This window comes from Meiothermus sp. (assembly GCF_026004075.1).
Classification (GTDB): Bacteria; Deinococcota; Deinococci; order Deinococcales; family Thermaceae; genus Meiothermus.
This window is the reverse complement of the sequence record NZ_BPIK01000001.1, coordinates 1,698,750-1,715,735: the sequence shown is the minus strand read 5'-3', so window position 1 is coordinate 1,715,735 and position 16,986 is coordinate 1,698,750. Positions and strand designations below refer to the sequence as shown.

Annotated in this window: 24 protein-coding genes; 14 read left to right on the top strand and 10 right to left on the bottom strand. The window is 60.7% G+C overall.

All coding sequences use genetic code 11. The annotated features are described in order from the left end of the window. Window positions 1–20 precede the first annotated feature (20 nt). The 10 genes from Q0X18_RS08320 to Q0X18_RS08275 all read right to left on the bottom strand — a co-directional run bounded on the left by Q0X18_RS08320 (window position 21) and on the right by Q0X18_RS08275 (window position 10,128). Complete coding sequence (locus tag Q0X18_RS08320) at window positions 21–1,133, bottom strand: FtsW/RodA/SpoVE family cell cycle protein (RefSeq protein WP_297560894.1); 1,113 nt, start codon at window positions 1,131–1,133, stop codon at window positions 21–23. Beyond that, window positions 1,126–2,400, bottom strand: coding sequence for a UDP-N-acetylmuramoyl-L-alanine--D-glutamate ligase (murD, locus tag Q0X18_RS08315; protein ID WP_297560891.1), 1,275 nt, complete (start codon window positions 2,398–2,400; stop codon window positions 1,126–1,128). Before murD ends, Q0X18_RS08320 begins: the two co-directional genes overlap by 8 nt. Further along, a complete protein-coding gene (locus Q0X18_RS08310; protein ID WP_297563045.1) occupies window positions 2,397–3,257 on the bottom strand; it encodes a phospho-N-acetylmuramoyl-pentapeptide-transferase in 861 nt (286 codons plus the stop codon). The genes murD and Q0X18_RS08310 overlap by 4 nt, the downstream gene beginning before the upstream one ends. A 5-nt stretch (window positions 3,258–3,262) precedes the next feature. Then, window positions 3,263–4,057, bottom strand: a complete 795-nt coding sequence (locus Q0X18_RS08305) for a hypothetical protein (protein WP_297560890.1) — start codon at window positions 4,055–4,057, stop codon at window positions 3,263–3,265. Then, entirely contained in the window at window positions 4,054–5,352 is a 1,299-nt protein-coding gene (murF, locus tag Q0X18_RS08300) for a UDP-N-acetylmuramoyl-tripeptide--D-alanyl-D-alanine ligase (RefSeq protein WP_297560888.1), read from the bottom strand. Before murF ends, Q0X18_RS08305 begins: the two co-directional genes overlap by 4 nt. A gap of 38 nt (window positions 5,353–5,390) precedes the next feature. Continuing rightward, the gene (locus tag Q0X18_RS08295; RefSeq protein WP_297560885.1) at window positions 5,391–6,809 is read right to left on the bottom strand and encodes a penicillin-binding protein 2; all 1,419 of its coding nucleotides are present in this window, start codon (window positions 6,807–6,809) and stop codon (window positions 5,391–5,393) included. Further along, the gene (locus tag Q0X18_RS08290; RefSeq protein WP_297560883.1) at window positions 6,806–7,069 is read right to left on the bottom strand and encodes a hypothetical protein; all 264 of its coding nucleotides are present in this window, start codon (window positions 7,067–7,069) and stop codon (window positions 6,806–6,808) included. Before Q0X18_RS08290 ends, Q0X18_RS08295 begins: the two co-directional genes overlap by 4 nt. After that, the gene (rsmH, locus tag Q0X18_RS08285) at window positions 7,066–7,974 is read right to left on the bottom strand and encodes a 16S rRNA (cytosine(1402)-N(4))-methyltransferase RsmH (RefSeq protein ID WP_297560881.1); all 909 of its coding nucleotides are present in this window, start codon (window positions 7,972–7,974) and stop codon (window positions 7,066–7,068) included. The genes Q0X18_RS08290 and rsmH overlap by 4 nt, the downstream gene beginning before the upstream one ends. A 4-nt stretch (window positions 7,975–7,978) precedes the next feature. Continuing rightward, window positions 7,979–8,413 carry a division/cell wall cluster transcriptional repressor MraZ gene (gene mraZ / locus Q0X18_RS08280; protein ID WP_297560878.1) on the bottom strand — a complete coding sequence of 145 codons (435 nt, stop codon included), beginning with the start codon at window positions 8,411–8,413 and terminating at the stop codon, window positions 7,979–7,981. 995 nt (window positions 8,414–9,408) lie between these two features. Beyond that, complete coding sequence (locus Q0X18_RS08275; protein WP_297560875.1) at window positions 9,409–10,128, bottom strand: S24 family peptidase; 720 nt, start codon at window positions 10,126–10,128, stop codon at window positions 9,409–9,411. A gap of 21 nt (window positions 10,129–10,149) precedes the next feature. Between Q0X18_RS08275 and Q0X18_RS08270 the strand changes: the two genes are divergently transcribed. The 14 genes from Q0X18_RS08270 (at window position 10,150) to Q0X18_RS08205 (ending at window position 16,984) form a co-directional block, all read left to right on the top strand. Next, entirely contained in the window at window positions 10,150–10,404 is a 255-nt protein-coding gene (locus Q0X18_RS08270) for a helix-turn-helix domain-containing protein (RefSeq protein ID WP_297560867.1), read from the top strand. A 532-nt stretch (window positions 10,405–10,936) separates the two neighbouring features. Then, window positions 10,937–12,469, top strand: coding sequence for a transposase family protein (locus tag Q0X18_RS08265; RefSeq protein WP_297560863.1), 1,533 nt, complete (start codon window positions 10,937–10,939; stop codon window positions 12,467–12,469). Window positions 12,470–12,497: 28 nt separating this feature from the next. Further along, window positions 12,498–13,304 (top strand): AAA family ATPase, encoded by an 807-nt coding sequence (locus Q0X18_RS08260; RefSeq protein ID WP_297560861.1) that lies wholly within the window; start codon window positions 12,498–12,500, stop codon window positions 13,302–13,304. A 440-nt stretch (window positions 13,305–13,744) separates the two neighbouring features. After that, on the top strand, window positions 13,745–14,179 hold the full coding sequence (locus Q0X18_RS08255) for a hypothetical protein (protein WP_027887289.1): 435 nt from the start codon (window positions 13,745–13,747) through the stop codon (window positions 14,177–14,179). 13 nt (window positions 14,180–14,192) lie between these two features. Then, window positions 14,193–14,420, top strand: a complete 228-nt coding sequence (locus Q0X18_RS08250) for a hypothetical protein (protein WP_027887290.1) — start codon at window positions 14,193–14,195, stop codon at window positions 14,418–14,420. Next, window positions 14,380–14,835, top strand: a complete 456-nt coding sequence (locus tag Q0X18_RS08245) for a hypothetical protein (protein ID WP_155915712.1) — start codon at window positions 14,380–14,382, stop codon at window positions 14,833–14,835. The genes Q0X18_RS08250 and Q0X18_RS08245 overlap by 41 nt, the downstream gene beginning before the upstream one ends. Further along, complete coding sequence (locus Q0X18_RS08240) at window positions 14,835–14,960, top strand: hypothetical protein (RefSeq protein WP_297560856.1); 126 nt, start codon at window positions 14,835–14,837, stop codon at window positions 14,958–14,960. The genes Q0X18_RS08245 and Q0X18_RS08240 overlap by 1 nt, the downstream gene beginning before the upstream one ends. Then, complete coding sequence (locus Q0X18_RS08235; protein WP_027887292.1) at window positions 14,947–15,186, top strand: hypothetical protein; 240 nt, start codon at window positions 14,947–14,949, stop codon at window positions 15,184–15,186. Before Q0X18_RS08240 ends, Q0X18_RS08235 begins: the two co-directional genes overlap by 14 nt. Beyond that, entirely contained in the window at window positions 15,155–15,484 is a 330-nt protein-coding gene (locus Q0X18_RS08230; protein ID WP_297560853.1) for a hypothetical protein, read from the top strand. The genes Q0X18_RS08235 and Q0X18_RS08230 overlap by 32 nt, the downstream gene beginning before the upstream one ends. After that, on the top strand, window positions 15,471–15,758 hold the full coding sequence (locus Q0X18_RS08225; protein WP_027887294.1) for a hypothetical protein: 288 nt from the start codon (window positions 15,471–15,473) through the stop codon (window positions 15,756–15,758). Before Q0X18_RS08230 ends, Q0X18_RS08225 begins: the two co-directional genes overlap by 14 nt. Then, on the top strand, window positions 15,751–16,047 hold the full coding sequence (locus Q0X18_RS08220) for a hypothetical protein (protein ID WP_277188507.1): 297 nt from the start codon (window positions 15,751–15,753) through the stop codon (window positions 16,045–16,047). The genes Q0X18_RS08225 and Q0X18_RS08220 overlap by 8 nt, the downstream gene beginning before the upstream one ends. Continuing rightward, on the top strand, window positions 16,040–16,258 hold the full coding sequence (locus tag Q0X18_RS08215) for a hypothetical protein (protein ID WP_277188509.1): 219 nt from the start codon (window positions 16,040–16,042) through the stop codon (window positions 16,256–16,258). Before Q0X18_RS08220 ends, Q0X18_RS08215 begins: the two co-directional genes overlap by 8 nt. Continuing rightward, window positions 16,251–16,658, top strand: coding sequence for a hypothetical protein (locus Q0X18_RS08210; protein ID WP_277188511.1), 408 nt, complete (start codon window positions 16,251–16,253; stop codon window positions 16,656–16,658). Before Q0X18_RS08215 ends, Q0X18_RS08210 begins: the two co-directional genes overlap by 8 nt. Then, the gene (locus tag Q0X18_RS08205) at window positions 16,655–16,984 is read left to right on the top strand and encodes a hypothetical protein (RefSeq protein WP_277188513.1); all 330 of its coding nucleotides are present in this window, start codon (window positions 16,655–16,657) and stop codon (window positions 16,982–16,984) included. Before Q0X18_RS08210 ends, Q0X18_RS08205 begins: the two co-directional genes overlap by 4 nt. Window positions 16,985–16,986 lie beyond the last annotated feature (2 nt).

The window sequence follows — 16,986 nt, the reverse complement described above, 5'->3', positions numbered from 1 at the left end:
CAGCGTTATACGAATGGCGTTCATGAAGTAACCTCCTGACCTCGAGCTTTGCTGGTTTGGGTGAAGGCCTCCCTCGAAAGCGCCTGCAAGAGGCCCATGGCGATTCCGGCCATTAGCATCGAGTTGCCGCCCATGCTGACCATGGGCAGGGGGGAGCCACCAATGGGAATGGTGCCTATTACTGCGGCGATATTGAGGGCTGCCTGCAGCACCAGATACAGGGTCAGGCCCAGGGCCAGCACACTGGAAGCGCCTTCTAGGTTGGCAGCAATCTGGAGCCCACGGGCCAGGATGAGCCACCAGGCCAGCAAGACCATAAAGCCCGCCAGCCACCCCCCCGACCAGATGATGGCAGCCAGTACGAAGTCGTTGTGGGACTCGGGCAGGTTAGGCATACGGGCACCTACGCCCTGCCCAAACAGACCTGCATTCACAATGATTTTGTGGGCCTGGGTAATCTGGTACAAAGGCCCCCGGATGACCTCTGGGCTCAGCTCGTTGACCCGCCCGCTAACGTAGGTGCTCCAACCTTCGAAGCGGTCGCGCACCTTTTCGAAGCGGTGCAGGTATAGCCCCGAGACCGAGAGCGCCAGGATACAGGCTGTGAGGGTAATGGCTGCCAGGCGACGCCAGGGAACCCCGATAACCATTAGCAATAAGCCCGACAAAATCAGTATAAACAAGCCTGTATCGAGGTCGGGCGAGACAACAATCAGGCCTGCGGCCAGACTCACAGCCACAATGGGGCCGATGATGGGATAATCGGTGGGTTTGTTGTGGAAAAAGGCCGCCAGGTAGAGCACTACGGCCAGCTTGGCCAGCTCCGAGGCCTGGATGTTGAACGAGGTAAAGGGTAGATCGATAAAGCGCTTTTCGCTGCCGGGTCCAAACCCCACCACTAGATTGGCTAGCAAGAGGCCCAGTGAGAGAAGGAAAGCGGGCCGGGCGGCCCACAGAGCCCATTGGGGGCGTAGGCGCGAGACCAGTAGCATTAAAGCCAGCGAAAGAACGATATTGCGCAGGTTTTCCAGTGTGTGCGGCTCCTGAGCACCCCGCATCCAGTCGGAGGTAGCTACCCCCAGGGCTGAAAGAGCGAATAGCAAAAGCTGGGCCAGCAACAAAATACTATCCACGTCTACCCCCCAACTCGAATACCACTTCCCTGAATACCCTCGAGCGTTCCTTATAATCCTTGAACTGGTCGAAAGAGGTGGCGAGAGGAGCCAGTAGCACGCTACCGTGATTGAGCTGTCGACGGGCCTCGAGCACCGCTTCGCGCAGGGCCTTGCGCCCGTCGGGCTCGGCGATCTCCACTACCTCTACCCGGCCCCGGAAGGGCGCGGCCAGGCGGGGGCCATCCTGGCCTACTGCCAGAATCAGCCCAACTTTGCGCTCCACTACCTCCAAAAGCTCCTCTACCGGTGCGCCCTTGTCTACCCCGCCCAGTATCCAGGCCACTGGAGCAGGCGCGGCTTCCAGTGCGGTGCGTACCGAGTCTATGCGGGTTGCGATGGAATCGTCTATAAACTGCAACCCCCCCATTTGGGCAAACACTTCGTAGCGGGCCTCAGGCCATGGCGCCAAGGCTCTGAAAGGTTCCAGGCCCTGCTCGCTGGGCTCGACCGCCCAAGCCCGGCCAGGCTGCTCGCGTAGGACAATGTGGGCATAGGCCAGGGCTGCCTGCAGGGCTGCGTTAAGGTTGGTCTCACGGGGGCTAGCGCCGGGTTCGAAGGGATAGCGCTGGGCCGGGTTGCCTTCGATGCCAGCCAGAATGTGGGGGTCTTTGGCGTTGTAGACCAGGGCATCCTGGGCGGTGAGGTTCTTGATGAGGTTAAGCTTGGCGGCGTGGTAGGCCTCGAGGCTGCCATGGCGGTCGAGGTGATCCACACCCAGCAGCAAAAGCACAGCGACCCTGGGCCGGAAGTACACGATGCGCTCGAGCTGAAAACTGCTCATCTCGACTGCGACCACCTCGGCTTCGTCTACCACGTTCGCCAGGGGGGGGTCAATGTTACCACCCTCCACGGCCTTGAAGCCCAGGGCGCGCAAAAAGTGGCCGGTAAACAGGGTACAGCTGGTTTTGCCAGCGGTGCCGGTGATGCCGATGAGCGGGGTTTGCGAATGCCGGTAGACCAGTTCGGCCTCACCGATGATCTCGGCCCCGCCCTCCCTGAGCGCGGCCAGTCGGGGATGCTGGATGGGAACGCCGGGGGCGGCAATCACCTGCTGGAAGTGGCCTGGGGTGAGGTCGGGCTCGAGGCTAAACCCCAGCGCTTCGGCCTGGGCTACCTCTTCGGGTTTGAGCCGATCATCATAGAAGTGGGCAGAAAAGCCATGCCTCTTTAGATAACCGAGCACCCCGAGGCCGCTACGCCCTAGCCCATAGACTAGCCGCCTCATACCGGGCCTCCCCACAGATGCACAGCCAACGCCGTGCACAACGCCGTTACTACCACAAAGCGAAACACCACCTTGCCCTCGGGCCAGCCCGACAGTTCGAAGTGGTGGTGCAGCGGGCTCATTCGGAAGAAACGCTTGCCGGTGCGGCGAAAATAGGTTACCTGGATGATTACTGAGAGCACCTCGAGCACTGGTATCAGGGCCGCCAACGGTAGCCACCAGAGCTTGCCCTCGAGGATGAACAGCCCCGCAGCCAAAGCGCCCAGGGCCATGCTGCCGGTATCGCCCATGAACACCGTGGCCCTGGGGGCGTTGTGCCACAAAAAGCCCAGTAGAGCTCCCACCGCGGCCTGGGCCGTGGGCAGGCCCAGGAAGGGCAGTAAAATGACCGCTGCCACGCTGGCCAGCAGGCCATCCACCCCATCGGTGAAATTGAAGGCGTTGCAAGCCGCGATTACCACCAGCGTAAAGAGCAGCACATCCAGTACTGGATAGGGGGTGTACTGCACCTGGCGGGCTGCCCACAGGGCAAAAATCAGGCTCATGAGCACCTGCACCACCAGCTTCTCGCGAGCCCTGAGGGGGCGGCGCAACGAGCCGGCCAGGTCGTCGGCCAGACCCAGCAGCGCCATGCCCAGCACCAGCAGCCAAAGCCCTGCCCACTTATCGCCGCCCGAGAGCCCGTAGGTGGCTGCAGCCGCCAGCAAAAAAGCCACCCCACCCATGCTGGGGGTTCCCGCCTTGGCCAGGTGGCTTTGCGGGCCGTCGAGGCGCACCTGTTTGCCGAGCCGCAAAGACTGCATGAGGGTAATCCACAGCCCCACCAGAAACCAGCTCAAAAGCACTGCGGCCGCCAGGGTATTCACGGCACCTCCTTGGCATGGGTGAGCAGCGAACCAGCGGCGGGGCCTGCGCGGTTTTGCAGGGGGCCGGCCAGCCCCAGGTTAAGACCGAGCGTGACCAGGCGGCCGGACTCGAGGGTGTACAGGTATGTTCCGTCGGCCTCGAGGCCCTTGTACGCACCGGCTCGGAAGCCCAGGCGTAGCCCTTCCAGGCTCAGGCGGTAGATGCCCTCGGGAGTGAGCACGAAAAGGTCATCTAGCACTACAGCGGCCCGCACACTGGCCGGCAATGGAACCCGGAGGTAATCGGGCAGACGCAAGGCTTCGCGGGCGAAGGCGTACACGTAGCGTTCGCTGGCGGCCAAGAAGTCAAACCGTCCCTCGGCCAGCAGGCGGCGCTCGAGGTAAAGCCCCTCGTTGTTGAGCCAGTAGACCCCTTCTGAGGTGCTCAGGGCATCTTTGGCTTTATAAGCCAGCGTACCCAGTCCTGGCAGGAAAAGCCGGTCTTCCAGGCCAACCAGGGGCCGGGGCTTGGCCCGTACGAAGGTAGGAACGCCCGGTAGGGGCAGGCTGTCCTGGATAAAACCGTTGTGGTAGACCAGTAGCTGGAAGGGGTAGGCAGCCAGAAGGGTGGAGCCGTTGCGGGCTACCCAGCGGGTGGGGCTGGGTAAGGCCAGCTGTAACCCCGCAGCCCGTACCACCCGCCCTTCCACCACCCCACCCTCGATCAGAATGGGATCGGCGTTGACGGGACTTTGTGCCTGGGGCGCACAGGCCGCCAGCCACACACCACAGGCCACCAGCCCGGCCCTCATGCGCCCTCCTTGGCTTCCCCTGGCCACAGCTCCAATAGGCGCTCGAGCCCCACACTGCGCGAAGCTTTCAGGTAAACCAGGTCGCCGGGTTGTACCCGGTGGGTAAGGAACTGAACGGCCTCTTCGATGGTCTCGAGGGCGATTCCGCCGGCTTCGGCGGCTTGCTGCTGGGCAAATGGGCCGATAAAAACTAGGTTTGAACTGACCTGGGCGGCCAGCCGGGCGGCCTCGAGGTGGTGCTTCAGGGCTTCCTCACCCAGCTCGGCCATACGCCCCAGCACCAGCCACTTGCGACCCGGCAGGGTTTGCAGGAAGGCCATTCCGGCCCGGAAAGAAAGCGGATTGGCGTTGTAGGCATCATGAATGAAGTTCACTGCCCCCAACCGCAGGCGCTGCATCCGGCCTGGGGGTAGCTTAAGCGCAGATAAGCGCTCGATTACCTCTGGGAGGGGCTTTTCCAGCATGCGGGCGGCGGCCAGTGCAGCCAGCGCGCCCATGGCTGGCCCTACCCCAGGGTAGGGGAGGGTAACCGTATGCCCCTCGAAATGGAAGCGGGTAGACTCGAGGCCCATCTCCAACCCCTCGCCGCGGAAGTCCCCCGCGCCAATACCGTAGGTTTTCAGGTGAGGTAGATTTAGAAACTCAGCAGCCTGAATACTGGCCAGCCGTATGGGACTCACATGCAGCAGCCAGCTCTCTTCCCGAACCACGTTCTCGAGGCTTCCCAGTCCCTCCAGGTGCTCCACCCCCAGGCTGGTGAGCACTGCAAAGTCAGGGCGGGCCATATATGCAAGCTCGGCCATCTCCAGCAGCCGGTCAATACCCAGCTCCACCACACAACCCTCGGTCTGCTCTAAATGAAAAAAGAACCGGGCCAGTCCGGGGGCGTTGTTGAGGTTGCCCTCGGGGGCCGGCCAGGCCAAACCCTGGGCCAGACACGCTTTGGTGGTGGTTTTGCCCGAGCTACCCCCTACGGCCAGCACCGTACCGCTAAATCGGTCGCGCAGGGCCCGGCCTACCGCTAGCAAAGCCCGCTCAGGCTTGGTCACCTGCACCGCGCCGGGGTGTGCGAGATCGGTAACCACAAAGGCTGCACCGGCCTGCATGGCCTGCAGGCCAAACTCGCGTCCGTGGGTTTGCATCCCTGGAAGAGCAAAAAAAGCTGTCCCAGGCCCAACCTGACGAGAGTCCCAGTGCAGGTCGTGGGCCACCCCCGTACCGGGATGCACCCGGCCACCGGTCAGGCGGGCGACCCATTCGGGCCGGAGTTCTTTCAGATCATTCGGCTGCACCATAGGTCACTTGAGTGCTTTCAGTAACATACTCAAGACACTCATCGATCAACCAGTTTACGCTTATTGGATGAGGGTTCCAACTGTGGCTGTGGAGGCATCCCCCACAGGGCGAAAAGCTGGGCTGCTATCTCGCGGTAGATGGGGGCCGCTACCTGGGAGCCGTGAATGCGGCTGCCCTTCGGATGAAACAGCGTAACCACCACGGTCACGCGCGGGGTACTGGCCGGGATGAAGCCGGCGAATAGAGCTGCATACACACTGCTGCTATAGCGTCCGTTCACCACCACCTGAGCTGTGCCCGTTTTTCCGCCCAACACATAGCCCGGGAGCTTAGCATTCTCGGCGACGCCCTTAGTCAGGGCTTCTCGGATATCGCGTGCCACCTGGGGCCGGAACACCACTTCGCTCTGCGAGGTGTTGCCCTCGAACAGGATGGGCTGGCGGTAGACCCCGTCGCTGGCCAGCGTGTTATAGGCGGCTGCTAGGTGCAATGGGGTAATCAGGAAGCCCTGTCCGAAAGTGGCATTGGCATACTCGGCGGGCCCCCAGCGGTGCACTGGTCGCACCTGTGGCGCCGCTACCTGCACTGCTATGCGCGGCTGGTAGGACAGCGGAGGAAACAGGGCGTCGTCCAGGAAGTGTAGCTTTTGGAAATAGCTGAACAGGGACTGGCGCGGGAGACGCTCAGCCAGTGTGGAGATGCCCACATTGGACGAGTATTTGAGCACCTCGGCCAGACTGAGGGTCTCGGGGTGCTTGACCACGTCGTTAATCGTCCAGCCTGCAACGCGCCGGCTCATGGGGGCATAGACTTTGGTGTCTAGCTGGGCCAGCTTTTCTTGTAGCAGTACCGCCGCGGTCAAAGGCTTGATGGTTGAACCGGGCTCGAGCGCATACATAAAAGCGTGGTTGCGCCAGGCGATGTCTTTGCGAATATCGCCCCGGGGTGCGGTGGGGTCGAAGGCCGGGCCATTGGCTACCGCCAGGAGTCGGCCGGTCTGGCTCTCTATAATCACCGCTGCGCCCCAGTCGGCTTTGGCGGCCTCGAGGCCCCGCCACAGCGCCTGTTCGGCGATGGCCTGTACCTGCGGGTCAATGGTGAGACGAAGGCTTTGCCCCTGGGAGAGCAGTTTTTCCAGGTCGAACTCGAGGCCTGAAAGCCCCTTGCCGCTGCCCCGCTCGCCAAAGCCAATGAGCTGAGACGCCGATAGGCCCAGCGGATACAGACGTGCGTCCTCCAGAGTGCTCAGGGCCAGGGGAGTGCCATCGGCAGCTTCCAGACTGCCGCGTAGCAAGGGTGCTACCTGGGCGGCAGGGGGGCGCAGAGTCAGGCTGGGGGCATTGTGCCACAGAATATACAGACCATACCCCAGCCCCAGTACAAAAGCTGTAATGGCCAACAATACAACCCAGCTCCGACTGAGGGTGGCCTGTTCGTGGGTGCCCAGGCGGTTCAAGGACGGCTCCTTTCCGGCAGTACCCAGCGACCCAGACTCATGGGGATGTAGCCGTTGGCCTCGGCCCAGGTTCGCAAGGCCAGGGGGGCTGTAAGCTGGTAGCGCTGGATTAGCAGTCTGGTTTCTTTTTGCCTTAGATCGGCCTCGAGTGTTTGCAGGGCTGCCAATTTGGCGTTGAGCTGCTGGTTATAGTGCCCCAGTGCAGTGAGTCCTGTTAGCAATAACAAATACACTATTCCCCATCGCAATACTGTTTTCATGCTTTGCCTCCATCGTGCTCGGCTACGCGCATCTTGGCGCTACGGGCTCGAGGGTTTTCTCGCTGTTCCGCCTCGGAAGGTACTACTGGCTTTTTGGTGAGAGGTCGAAGAACCGAGGATTCCCGCAAAAAGTGCTTGACTAAGCGATCTTCGAGCGAGTGAAAGCTAATGATGACCAGCCTGCCGCCGGGCTTGAGGGCCTGTTCGGCACTCTGCAGCAGTTTTCGTAGCGCCCCCAACTCGTCGTTGACATAAATCCGCAGGGCCTGGAAGCTTTTGCGGGCCGGATGGCCGGCTTCCCGAAAACCGGTTGCTCGGCGGATAACCTCGGCCAGCTGGGTTGTGGTGCTGATGGGGCGGTTTTCTACGATAAAGCGGGCGATGCGGCGCGCGCGTGGTTCTTCGCCGTATCTGAAGAGGATATCGGCAATCTCTTCCTCCTCGAAGGTATTCACCACCTCGGCAGCAGTCAGGTCGCCCGTGCCCATGCGCATATCCAGCGGACCCTCGTGCTGGTAGCTGAAGCCGCGCCCGGGGTCGTCGAAATGGAAGCTAGAGACCCCCAGATCGGCCAGGATGCCGTCTACCTGGGCGATGCCGAGCCTTTCAAGCTGGGGAAGGAGTTCGCTAAAGTTGGCTTCTACCAGCGTCAGGTGGGGCAGGCCCAGTGCCCTGGCCCGTGCAATGGCCTGGGGGTCCTGGTCGAAGGCGATTACCCGCCCGCCCCGCTCGAGGATGCCTCGGGTATGACCTGCACCGCCCAGCGTGGCGTCCACGTAAACGCCACCGGGTCGAATGGCCAGCCAGTCCAGGGCTTCCTGGTAGAGCACCGGGGTATGGCTCACCGAGCCACCCCCTTGCTGTAGGGGGCGGGGTGGTTGGGCTGCACAATCCGAGGCATACATGGGCTCATCCAATCAGGCCACGCAGGGCTTCAGGGGTGGTGGGGTTCTCTACAAACTTGGTAATGGTGGCCCACCAGCGGCTCTCGCTCCACAGCTCTAAGCGGGTGGGCGCACCCACCACCACGGCGTCGTTGGTCTCCTCGAGGCCGGCAAACTTGCGCAGAGGCGGGGGGATGGTCACCCTCGAGGCGCTGTCCATCTGGGTTTTGTGGGCTCCCGAATACAGGAAGCGCACCAGTTCCTGGGCGTCGCGGTCTATCAGCGGAACATTTTGCAGCTGACGTTCGATGTTGCTCCAGGCCAGCAGGGGGTACATGTACAAGCAGCCCTCGAGGCCCCTGGTAATCACCACCCCATCCTCGATAAAGGAGCGGAAGGGCTGTGGTATTACCACCCTACCCTTGTCATCGAGGCTATACTGGTGTTCACCGAAGGGCATCCCGTCTTCTCCTGTGCTGGTTCGATTTTTGGACTCGTCTCCCCACGAGCGTTTCCCACCGGAGGTGCTGTTCTGAACCGTAATGTACCACGCAATCCCCACTTTTTACCACTTCCTCCCACCTGTCTCCCACTTTTTCCCACCATGAATGTTCAAAATGGGCGAGATTCCCACTCGGCCTACTTCGCCAAGGACATGGGTTACAGACGCTGTTTGTATTGCTACGAGATAAGCTTCAAAGAAGGTTTGCGGAACCGGAACATGCGGAAGCGTGCGGAAACGTGCGATAGGGACGCGAAAAAAAGCGAGTACCGGGTGGAAGAAAGTGGGGGCATCCGGGACTTTGTGAAAAACGAGACGATTTCAAAATAGAACGACATAAAGGTAAAATTTGAAAACGGTGAGAGCTGAAAAAATAAACTTGTACTAAGTACAAATGGGCATAGATGATCCAAGCCATGCGACTTTGCCCGTTTGAAAAAACGCGTTCCTAAGGCTATTGGCAGGCCAGATGCCCAGCTATACCAGGCCCATCCTCAGATAAACCTGAGCCTCCGTGAAACATTTTTCGACGGTGTTTGGTATACCAACTGAAATTGCCAAAATTAATCTTTTAGCCTAACCAAACCGCAAATGTGATATAGGAACATAGTAGCAAACCGCACCGATAAATACGAAACAAAAAAAGGCTTCACTTAAAAAAATAAAGTGATTTAGCCGACCAAACCGCAGATCAAACCGCAGATCAAACCGCAAATATTTATGCAAGCTATGCCGATACTCAGGACCCGTGCATGAGGTAAACGGCATTGCCTGTTACGACGAGGACTACCCCGAGGTTTTAGAGCCTCCGGGCTTCTGGGAGTACAAACCCTACCGGGGCAATGGCAGGTGTTCAATCTGAGCGCCGCTATAGAGTGCTTTGCCGCTAAACCCTTCGAACTGCTGGCGCGGTTGGGGGTGGGGTGAGATCACCCCGGGCCCGGCCTCGATACTTACTCCGGTTTTCGGATTTCTACAACTGGTCCAACCAGTTCGGCTACGTCTTTGGCAGGGATAACGGAGGGAGTCCCGTTTTCATAGTCAGGGTTGGTGCTAACTAAATAACGACCAGTACGATCCACGCGGTAGAGCTTGCATACATAGCTACCATCCTTTAAGCGTGCCACCACACGTTGGCCGGGACTGACAGACAGACTTTTGTTGACAATAATGTAGTCACCATCGCAGATCGGCTTGCTTCCGGCGCACATAGAGTTTCCGCGAACGGCAAATGCCACAAAACTTCCCTTTAGAAAGCTATCCAAGGGAAGTGGAAGCGCCACTTCACTAATAGCTTCATCTTGACCTGGCCCAGCTCCAACCCACCCAACTACTGGTGCGGAGGGAAACATATAAATTTCATGGTCGAGATCGTTATAAAGACGCTCCAGCAAATAAAATAACGGGACGTTCAATGCCTTGGAAAGCCTAATGAGCGTGGTAAGTTCTGGTTTTACCCACGTACCGATTGGGGATTGTCTACCCATAACAAAGTTACGCAAGGTGGTTCGACCAATGCCATGCTTGTCAGCGAACTTATCCAATGTGTCAATCCCCTCACGGCGCATCGCATCAAAGATCAAGTCATTAAAGGGCCCATTGAGAACTGGATGCTTTCGCGGCCTACCTTTTTTGCCTTGGCTACTGTTCATGGCGTTGACATTTTCCCACATGAGAAACTATATTAAACGCAAATGCGTGTATACCAAACCGCTTTTGCCCAAACCGTCAGGCAGCTGTTAGATGAGCGAAAAATGCGTCCGCTTCATCTGGCACGTAAAGCTGGCGTATCATCTGGGTACATTTCTGAGCTACTGAGCGGGAAGAAGGGTTCAGATCCAACGTTATACATCGTGCAGAAAATAGCGCGTGGGTTTGATATGTCTACAACGGCCTTTATTAGCCAGATGGAAGATATCGCACGGGCGGAAAATAATGAATGCTGGTAACGTACAAATACCAGAAAATTGGGTCTGCACAGATGAAGTTTCTCGGGCGTGGGATAAGTCGGCAGACTCTGTTCTGAGGCTAAAGGCTAATCCACGGACTCGATGGGTGCGGGTGGTAGGTAGAGCAGGTGGACGAGGCAAAATCTATTTCGATCCCGCCACCATCGAGCAAATCTGGGGCCCCCCTGTTAATCCTCTACCTGAACCGGAGCCCATAACCGACGTAATCCTGCCATCTCCGACGGCAATCGTCCACTATACAGACGCCCCATATACCGCTGAACCAACCCCAAGCGCCCTGGCCAATCGGCCGTTGCTCCCTGACCTGCGCCGGATTGATCCAGAGGTTCGAGCTTTGTGGGAGCGCATTGAGCAACTGCGACAGCAGCTGGCCCAGGCCCGACGCGGCGAGCGCACTGCGATTATCGAGGCATTCGCAAAACATGAGAGCGTATCCACAAAAACCGTTTATGCATGGCTCAAAATGTCGGCCCGCAAATTCTTCAAATCGCACCGTGCTGACACGGGCTCGATGCAAATTCCTACCGAGCTGGTGGAGGCTACCACCAGCCTGTGGCTACACCACCCTAAGGCCAGCGCCTGGATGATCCACCGCTGGCTACAGATAGCGAACCCCAACATCCTTATATACAGACACGGAAACTACGAGCGGCGGTTCAGTGTACGGGGAGTACGCGACATTCGAAAACGCCTCGAGGCCAACCCCATCACACGGGCCGCTCTGATGAATGAGGATGAGCGCCGGGAGTTTATTCGTACCTGGTCGGGCGCAGTAGTGGCCACGTACCCCAATGAACTGTGGCAGATGGACATGACCCGCTGCGATACGTTCGTGTGGGGCTACGCCCGGCCCACAGACACCGAGCCCAGCGCCTTCCGCCTGCGCATCCACGACTGCATCGATCACTACACCGGCGCCATCCCTGCCCTGGTCTTCTCCCGGGAGGAAAGCCGGCGCCCCACTACCCGCCTCCTGATCCTGGGATTGTTCCCCAAACCCGGCGGATGGAACATATACGGGAAGCCCACGCGGATATACCACGACAACGGCTCCGCCTATATCGCCGAGGCCACCCAGCGCGGCCTGGCCACCCTGGGCATCGAGACCAGCACGTCCCCGGCCTGGGTGAGCCACACCCGGGGCAAGGTAGAAAATTTTCACAAGTTATTCCATGCCTGGGAGCGTACTCTCCCCGGCTATGCAGGGGAGGATGCCAGCCAGCGCAACGACTGGGAGCTGGCCCGGCTGATCCAGAACACCCGCACCTGGTGGGAGAAGGGGTGCCCGCCCGAGGCTGACCCGGGCAGGGGCAATCGGCTCCTGTTGGAGGACGAGTACAAGCAAGAGGCCCTGAACTGGCTGCAAAACGACTACCACGCACGGATTCTGCCCGGGGGCTATACCCGAGCCGAACTGTTCCTGCGGGAAGTTCCCGCCGAGACCCAGATTCAGTACAACCTGCGCGACCTGCTGGAGATTTTCGCCGAGAGTGACGAACGCACCGTGACCGGCAACGGCGAGATCCGCTGGAAGAACCAGCGCTACACCCTGCCCGACGGCAGCCTGATGCTCTACCAGAACCGCACGGTGGTGGTATTCGAATACGAGCATCCAATGACAGGGGAGCCGATCGTTAACCTATATATTCAGCAACCCAGCGGCAGTCTGCTGGAACTGGGTCAGGCCATCCCCGCCCCAGAAAATGCGTTGTCTCCGGAGGCCAAAACGCAGCGCCGGGCAAACAAAACAGCCATCAAAACGTTGTTTGCCCAGGCCGAGGCCTTCCGCCAGCAGTACCTCAACCCGAGCTGGCGACAGGATGCCGTCCTGGCCAAAGCGCAGCCCGCAGAGCCCATCACCCTGGAGCTGCGCGGCCCTAAAGCCGAACTGAAACGTGAGACCCCGGCCCAGGCTGCCCTGAAGGCCGCCGAGAGCCAGGCAGAGTTAATTGAAAAACTGCGCCAGAGCGACAACCCATTGAGCCGCGCCCTGGCGAATCTGGGCATGGGCACATCGGCCCCCGATCCCTTTGGAGAGGACTAATCGAGGGCCGTGCCGAAAGGAGACTGAGATGACAGAACCTATTTTGGGATCGCTGGAGATGATTCGTCAAGCCATCGCCCAGGCGGTGGGCGAGGGTGTCATCGTGCCGGAGGATCGGCCCGACCTGCTCTACACCACCGCCACCCGCACCATTACCGAGCGGGTGCGCTTTGGCCTGAAGCGCCAGTTCAAGTTCGTGCTGGTGCACGGGCCCGCTGGGGTAGGCAAGACCGCCACCCTAAAGCATTTGGCCGAGCAGGTGGGCGGGGCCTATATCCGCTGTTATCCCGATTTCTCGGCCCCGGCCCTGGTGCGGGCCCTGGCGGAGCGCCTGCAGATTACCCAGGTCGAACGGTTCCACGTGCTGCTCAACATCACTGTAGAGAGCCTGCGGCGTAACCCCCGGCTGATCATCCTGGATGACATCGAGAACGTCCCGCGTAGCACTCTGGGAACGGCTAAATATTTGGCCGATGAAACCAAAAGCACGATCGTGCTCTGCACGATGGACGAGTACGTGCCCCTGGTGCGCCGTTACCGGGACATCGAGAGTCGGATTGGCATTGTGGCGCAGGCCATGCCGCTCAAACAGGGCGAGTTCGCCCGGCTCTTTGGCCAAAGCGGCTTTAGCCCCGCCGCCCTCAAAGCAATTTATAACCACACTGGCGGGGTGATGCGGGACATCGAAAACCTGATGCGCAGCCTGGATGACGCCCTTGACGTACTGAACGCCGAGGCCCCCGAAGGCCAGCCCCAGTTCACGCGCGGACATATCGAGCCGCAAAACGTGGACGAGGCCGCCGGTTTATTGAATCTGGCAGGAGGAAGCCGATGAAAAAACCCCACTATAGCTGGATGGATCTGGTTAGAGACATCGTTACCGGCGCGTTTGGCGCGGGCATCATCATCTCAATCATTTACTGGGGGATGTAATGGCGCGGCGACACCTCAGCGGTCGAAACAAACAACAACTACCCAAAAGCGTGACCGATGACCGGGGCGAAGAAATCCCTGTGAGCAAGGACGCTGGCACGTTCATCTACGTTAGCGAGGATGGCCAGTCCTGGCCTAAACGCCCCCTGGTGGGCCTGCCGCTGGATCTGGCTTGGCTTAGAGAAGGGGACATTTTAGCGGTCAGAAACCTACGGCCCGGTTTTTTTATGGGGAAATTATCGCATATGCGTGTTTTGGAGATTCGAACCGAGTTGCTAGTGCATGCCGGGCGGTGGGGGCAGATTCGCCGTGAAGCTCTCGTAGAGGAATTGGAGGGATGGGATGCTTGACCCCCAAACCCAACAACACATCACCCGCCTGCTGGCCCTACCCCGGGAGATTGCCCGGGTAGGGCGGCAACTGACCGCGCTCAGGGCCGAAAAGCGCGACCTGGAAGACGACCTGAAGAAGCGGGCGGCCCAGGCCCGCCTGCTGGCCCGCAAGACCCCTGAGTTTGCCGCTTTGACCAGGGCCTCCGCCCAGGAGGACTTCCTGACGGTGGCCGTATTCGAGGACATCCAGTGGGAGGAGGACAACAAGCGACTGAAACAACTGCAAGCCGCCATCGACAAGCTCCAGGTGGAGAAAGACGAACTCCAGGACGAGCACCAGAGCCTGCGGGCCGCCCTGGAAGGCAAATACGCCGAACTGCTGGAGCGTGTGCTGACCGAGGTGAAGCTGGCTAACCAGCTCTCCACTGGGCGCCCGCTGGCCTGAGAGGGGGGTAAGTGTGACGTTCTCTATGCGGGAGCTCATTGCCGAAGTAGACCGCGAGCTGGCGCTGCGCCGAAACGTGTACCGCCAGCGTGTTCGGGCGGGCAAGATGCACCGCCACGACGCCGAGGCCCAGTACCTGCGGATGGTGGCCATCCGCCGGTTGCTGACCAATCAGGCCGACACCGCCATCGAGGTTCCCGATGAAGCCGAAATCATCGCCGGCCTTTACGGAGCGGCCTAGCCACCGCGATCCAGACCTGCGGCCCTTGTGGGGCGAAACCGAGCGCCCCAAAAGCCGCACCCGCACCGACAAAAGTGCCACCATTGCCAAGATCGCCGAAATTGCCAGGAGGAAAACCATGCACAAGCGCCAGTCGTTTGAAGCCAGCCAGGAGGCCCTGGAGCGCGTCGTGACCTATACCGCCGAGGACTACCTCAACTTCTCGTTGCAAAGCATTGCCTCGGAATTGCTCGACCACGCCCGCGAGCTCCGCGAGACCCGCACTGTTGAGCCCATTCTGCTCAAGAACCTGACCCGCCGCCTGATGGCCTGCTACCTGGTGGCCTCGGACATCCAGGCCGGCGAGACCTCGACCGAGAAAGCCCTGGAAACCCTGCGGAACCCGCACCGGATGCGGGGGGTGGAGCTGCCCTGATGGAGCTGCTTTGGTTTGCTTTCGGCCTTGTAAGCGGAGGCCTGCTGGGCGTGCTCCTGATGGCCATCCTGGCGGTCTCCGGCTACCACAGCCGCCGGGAGGAGGAACGCCATGACCAGCCTTGACCGCATCTATGCCCGCAACCTGACCCCCACCCAGGCCCGCCACTATGGGCGCCTCTGCGAGATGAACGGCAACTACTACGGGGCCCAGCTCTACGCCGATGTGGCCGAGGCCCTGGAGGCCGCCCAGCGCATCCGCTGCACGATGGCACTGCAGGGTTACATCTGCCCCACCTGCGGCAACACCGGGAGGCTGGATGACATTCCCTGTTTCCACTGTGCAGCTTGAACCGGCCATGCAGACCCCGGGCGAAATTCTGAACGCCATCCGGCAGGCCGGGCGGCCCGTGCTGCTCTTCTACGCCCACGACACCGCCCTGCGCCTGTGCTACCTGGGCCGCACCCTGCTCCCGGATGTGCCCGACCCGGCGCACCCGATGGGATACCACCCCGGGCAGACGGTGGAGCTGTTTGGAATCTATTCCCCCACGTTGGATGACTGGCTGGAAGTGACCGAAAACACCCTGGCGGTGGTGCTATCCCGCCGCCAGGTACACCACCTGGAGGTGGAGGATGAATGCTATTGAAACCCTCCGCGAGCGCCTGGCCCGCAAGGGCGTGACGATCCATGAGCACCCCCGCCTGGTTCTCAAGGGGACGCACTTTGCCGTCTGGAAAAAAGATGGGCAGTACATCAAAACCTACGACATCGAGCCCACGCTGGAGGCCACCTACCCCGACGAGGACACCGTCTGGCGCTGGATGAAGCAGCACCTGGCCGGCCTGCCCCTGCGGGGCATTGGCCTGGCCGGGCTGGAGCTGATCCAGCGGCGCATGAAGCGGGAGGCCCCCGATGCCTAGCGCCCAGGCCCTGGCCCGCCAGCGGGCGGCCCAGCAGCGCGCGGTCAACAACACCGCCGACGCGGTGCGCTTCCTCAACGACCACGAGGGGCAGCCGGTCTTGCTGCGCAGCAGCCGGATCGAGGTGCTGGCCCGCTATGAGGGCCTGATCGAAGAGGATGGGCGCGTTGAGCCCCTTTACGCTTTGCATCTGCCCAGCACCGGCGAATGGCTGCGGGTGGCCCAGGCTACCCTGGACGGCTATTTGAACCTGTACGGCCCCTACACCTGGGAGGTGCAGGATGCCTGACCCCCGCCACAAGCTGCTGGAGGCGGCCTACCGGATAGCCCGCCATGCCCCCGACAAACAGGGGAAGTACACGGGTGACGCCAAGGTGTCCTGGCATTACATCAACACCCTGCGAAAGGCCCTGGCCGACCTGAACATCTCGATTAACCACTGGGACTCGGCCACCGAGCTGGAGCGCCTGTACGGCGCATTCGAGGAGCGGCATGAGTGACCCCAAGATCGAACTGGCCCGGGCGGTTTTCCGCGCCCTGTGGGAAGCCGGCCCGGCAGGCCTGGATCGGGACGCCCTGGCCCATGCCGTGAAGGCCTCCGACCGGGAGATGCGGGAGGCCGTGGAACTCTGCGCCAAACTGTCGGCCCAGCCCACGGTGGCCGGCACCAAGCCCGAGGTGGTGGGCTTCGACCCGATGACCCGCCGCTACCACATTGCCAACTCTCCCGAGCAGGCCGACCGCATCATCGCCTATGCTCTCAGCTACATCCGGAGCGGGCTGGAGCGCGTCTTGGCCTACCGCGAGGCCCGAACCCTGCGCTGGGGGGATATGGAGATGCCCCAGACCACCCAGCAGGCCCTCTTCGAGGTCGAACAGAAGATGCGGAGGTGGGGATGAGGGGTTTCGACCTGATCGCCCTAGTTGCCGGGGTGCTGGGGGTTGTCGGCCTCGTTGCGGCCACGGTTGTAGACAACGACCGTATTCAGGCCGAGCGGTTCCAGGTCGAGGCGGCTGCCAAGCCGGCCCCACAGATCACCCTCGACCTGACCCCCGAGGCTATGAACATCTGCAAGCGCCTGTTCGTGCGCCACATGCAAGGCGGCCATGTGGACGAATACCGTTGCGAGCTGCGTGACGGGGCCATCGTGCTGATCGGCCCCAACTGGCGGAAAGCCCAAGGAGACAAGGCCCCCATTGAGGTGCTGGGCCGCGAAGAGCTTTAAGG

Coding starts and splice junctions, on each gene's coding strand:
- murD (WP_297560891.1), bottom strand. CDS start 2,400: ATGAGGCGGCTAGTCTATGGGCTAGGGCGTAGCGGCCTCGGGGTGCTC.
- Q0X18_RS08305 (WP_297560890.1), bottom strand. CDS start 4,057: ATGAGGGCCGGGCTGGTGGCCTGTGGTGTGTGGCTGGCGGCCTGTGCG.
- murF (WP_297560888.1), bottom strand. CDS start 5,352: ATGGTGCAGCCGAATGATCTGAAAGAACTCCGGCCCGAATGGGTCGCC.
- Q0X18_RS08290 (WP_297560883.1), bottom strand. CDS start 7,069: ATGAAAACAGTATTGCGATGGGGAATAGTGTATTTGTTATTGCTAACA.
- rsmH (WP_297560881.1), bottom strand. CDS start 7,974: ATGTATGCCTCGGATTGTGCAGCCCAACCACCCCGCCCCCTACAGCAA.
- mraZ (WP_297560878.1), bottom strand. CDS start 8,413: ATGCCCTTCGGTGAACACCAGTATAGCCTCGATGACAAGGGTAGGGTG.
- Q0X18_RS08275 (WP_297560875.1), bottom strand. CDS start 10,128: ATGTGGGAAAATGTCAACGCCATGAACAGTAGCCAAGGCAAAAAAGGT.
- Q0X18_RS08270 (WP_297560867.1), top strand. CDS start 10,150: ATGCGTGTATACCAAACCGCTTTTGCCCAAACCGTCAGGCAGCTGTTA.
- Q0X18_RS08265 (WP_297560863.1), top strand. CDS start 10,937: ATGCAAATTCCTACCGAGCTGGTGGAGGCTACCACCAGCCTGTGGCTA.
- Q0X18_RS08260 (WP_297560861.1), top strand. CDS start 12,498: ATGACAGAACCTATTTTGGGATCGCTGGAGATGATTCGTCAAGCCATC.
- Q0X18_RS08255 (WP_027887289.1), top strand. CDS start 13,745: ATGCTTGACCCCCAAACCCAACAACACATCACCCGCCTGCTGGCCCTA.
- Q0X18_RS08245 (WP_155915712.1), top strand. CDS start 14,380: ATGAAGCCGAAATCATCGCCGGCCTTTACGGAGCGGCCTAGCCACCGC.
- Q0X18_RS08240 (WP_297560856.1), top strand. CDS start 14,835: ATGGAGCTGCTTTGGTTTGCTTTCGGCCTTGTAAGCGGAGGCCTGCTG.
- Q0X18_RS08235 (WP_027887292.1), top strand. CDS start 14,947: ATGACCAGCCTTGACCGCATCTATGCCCGCAACCTGACCCCCACCCAG.
- Q0X18_RS08230 (WP_297560853.1), top strand. CDS start 15,155: ATGACATTCCCTGTTTCCACTGTGCAGCTTGAACCGGCCATGCAGACC.
- Q0X18_RS08225 (WP_027887294.1), top strand. CDS start 15,471: ATGAATGCTATTGAAACCCTCCGCGAGCGCCTGGCCCGCAAGGGCGTG.
- Q0X18_RS08220 (WP_277188507.1), top strand. CDS start 15,751: ATGCCTAGCGCCCAGGCCCTGGCCCGCCAGCGGGCGGCCCAGCAGCGC.
- Q0X18_RS08215 (WP_277188509.1), top strand. CDS start 16,040: ATGCCTGACCCCCGCCACAAGCTGCTGGAGGCGGCCTACCGGATAGCC.
- Q0X18_RS08210 (WP_277188511.1), top strand. CDS start 16,251: ATGAGTGACCCCAAGATCGAACTGGCCCGGGCGGTTTTCCGCGCCCTG.
- Q0X18_RS08205 (WP_277188513.1), top strand. CDS start 16,655: ATGAGGGGTTTCGACCTGATCGCCCTAGTTGCCGGGGTGCTGGGGGTT.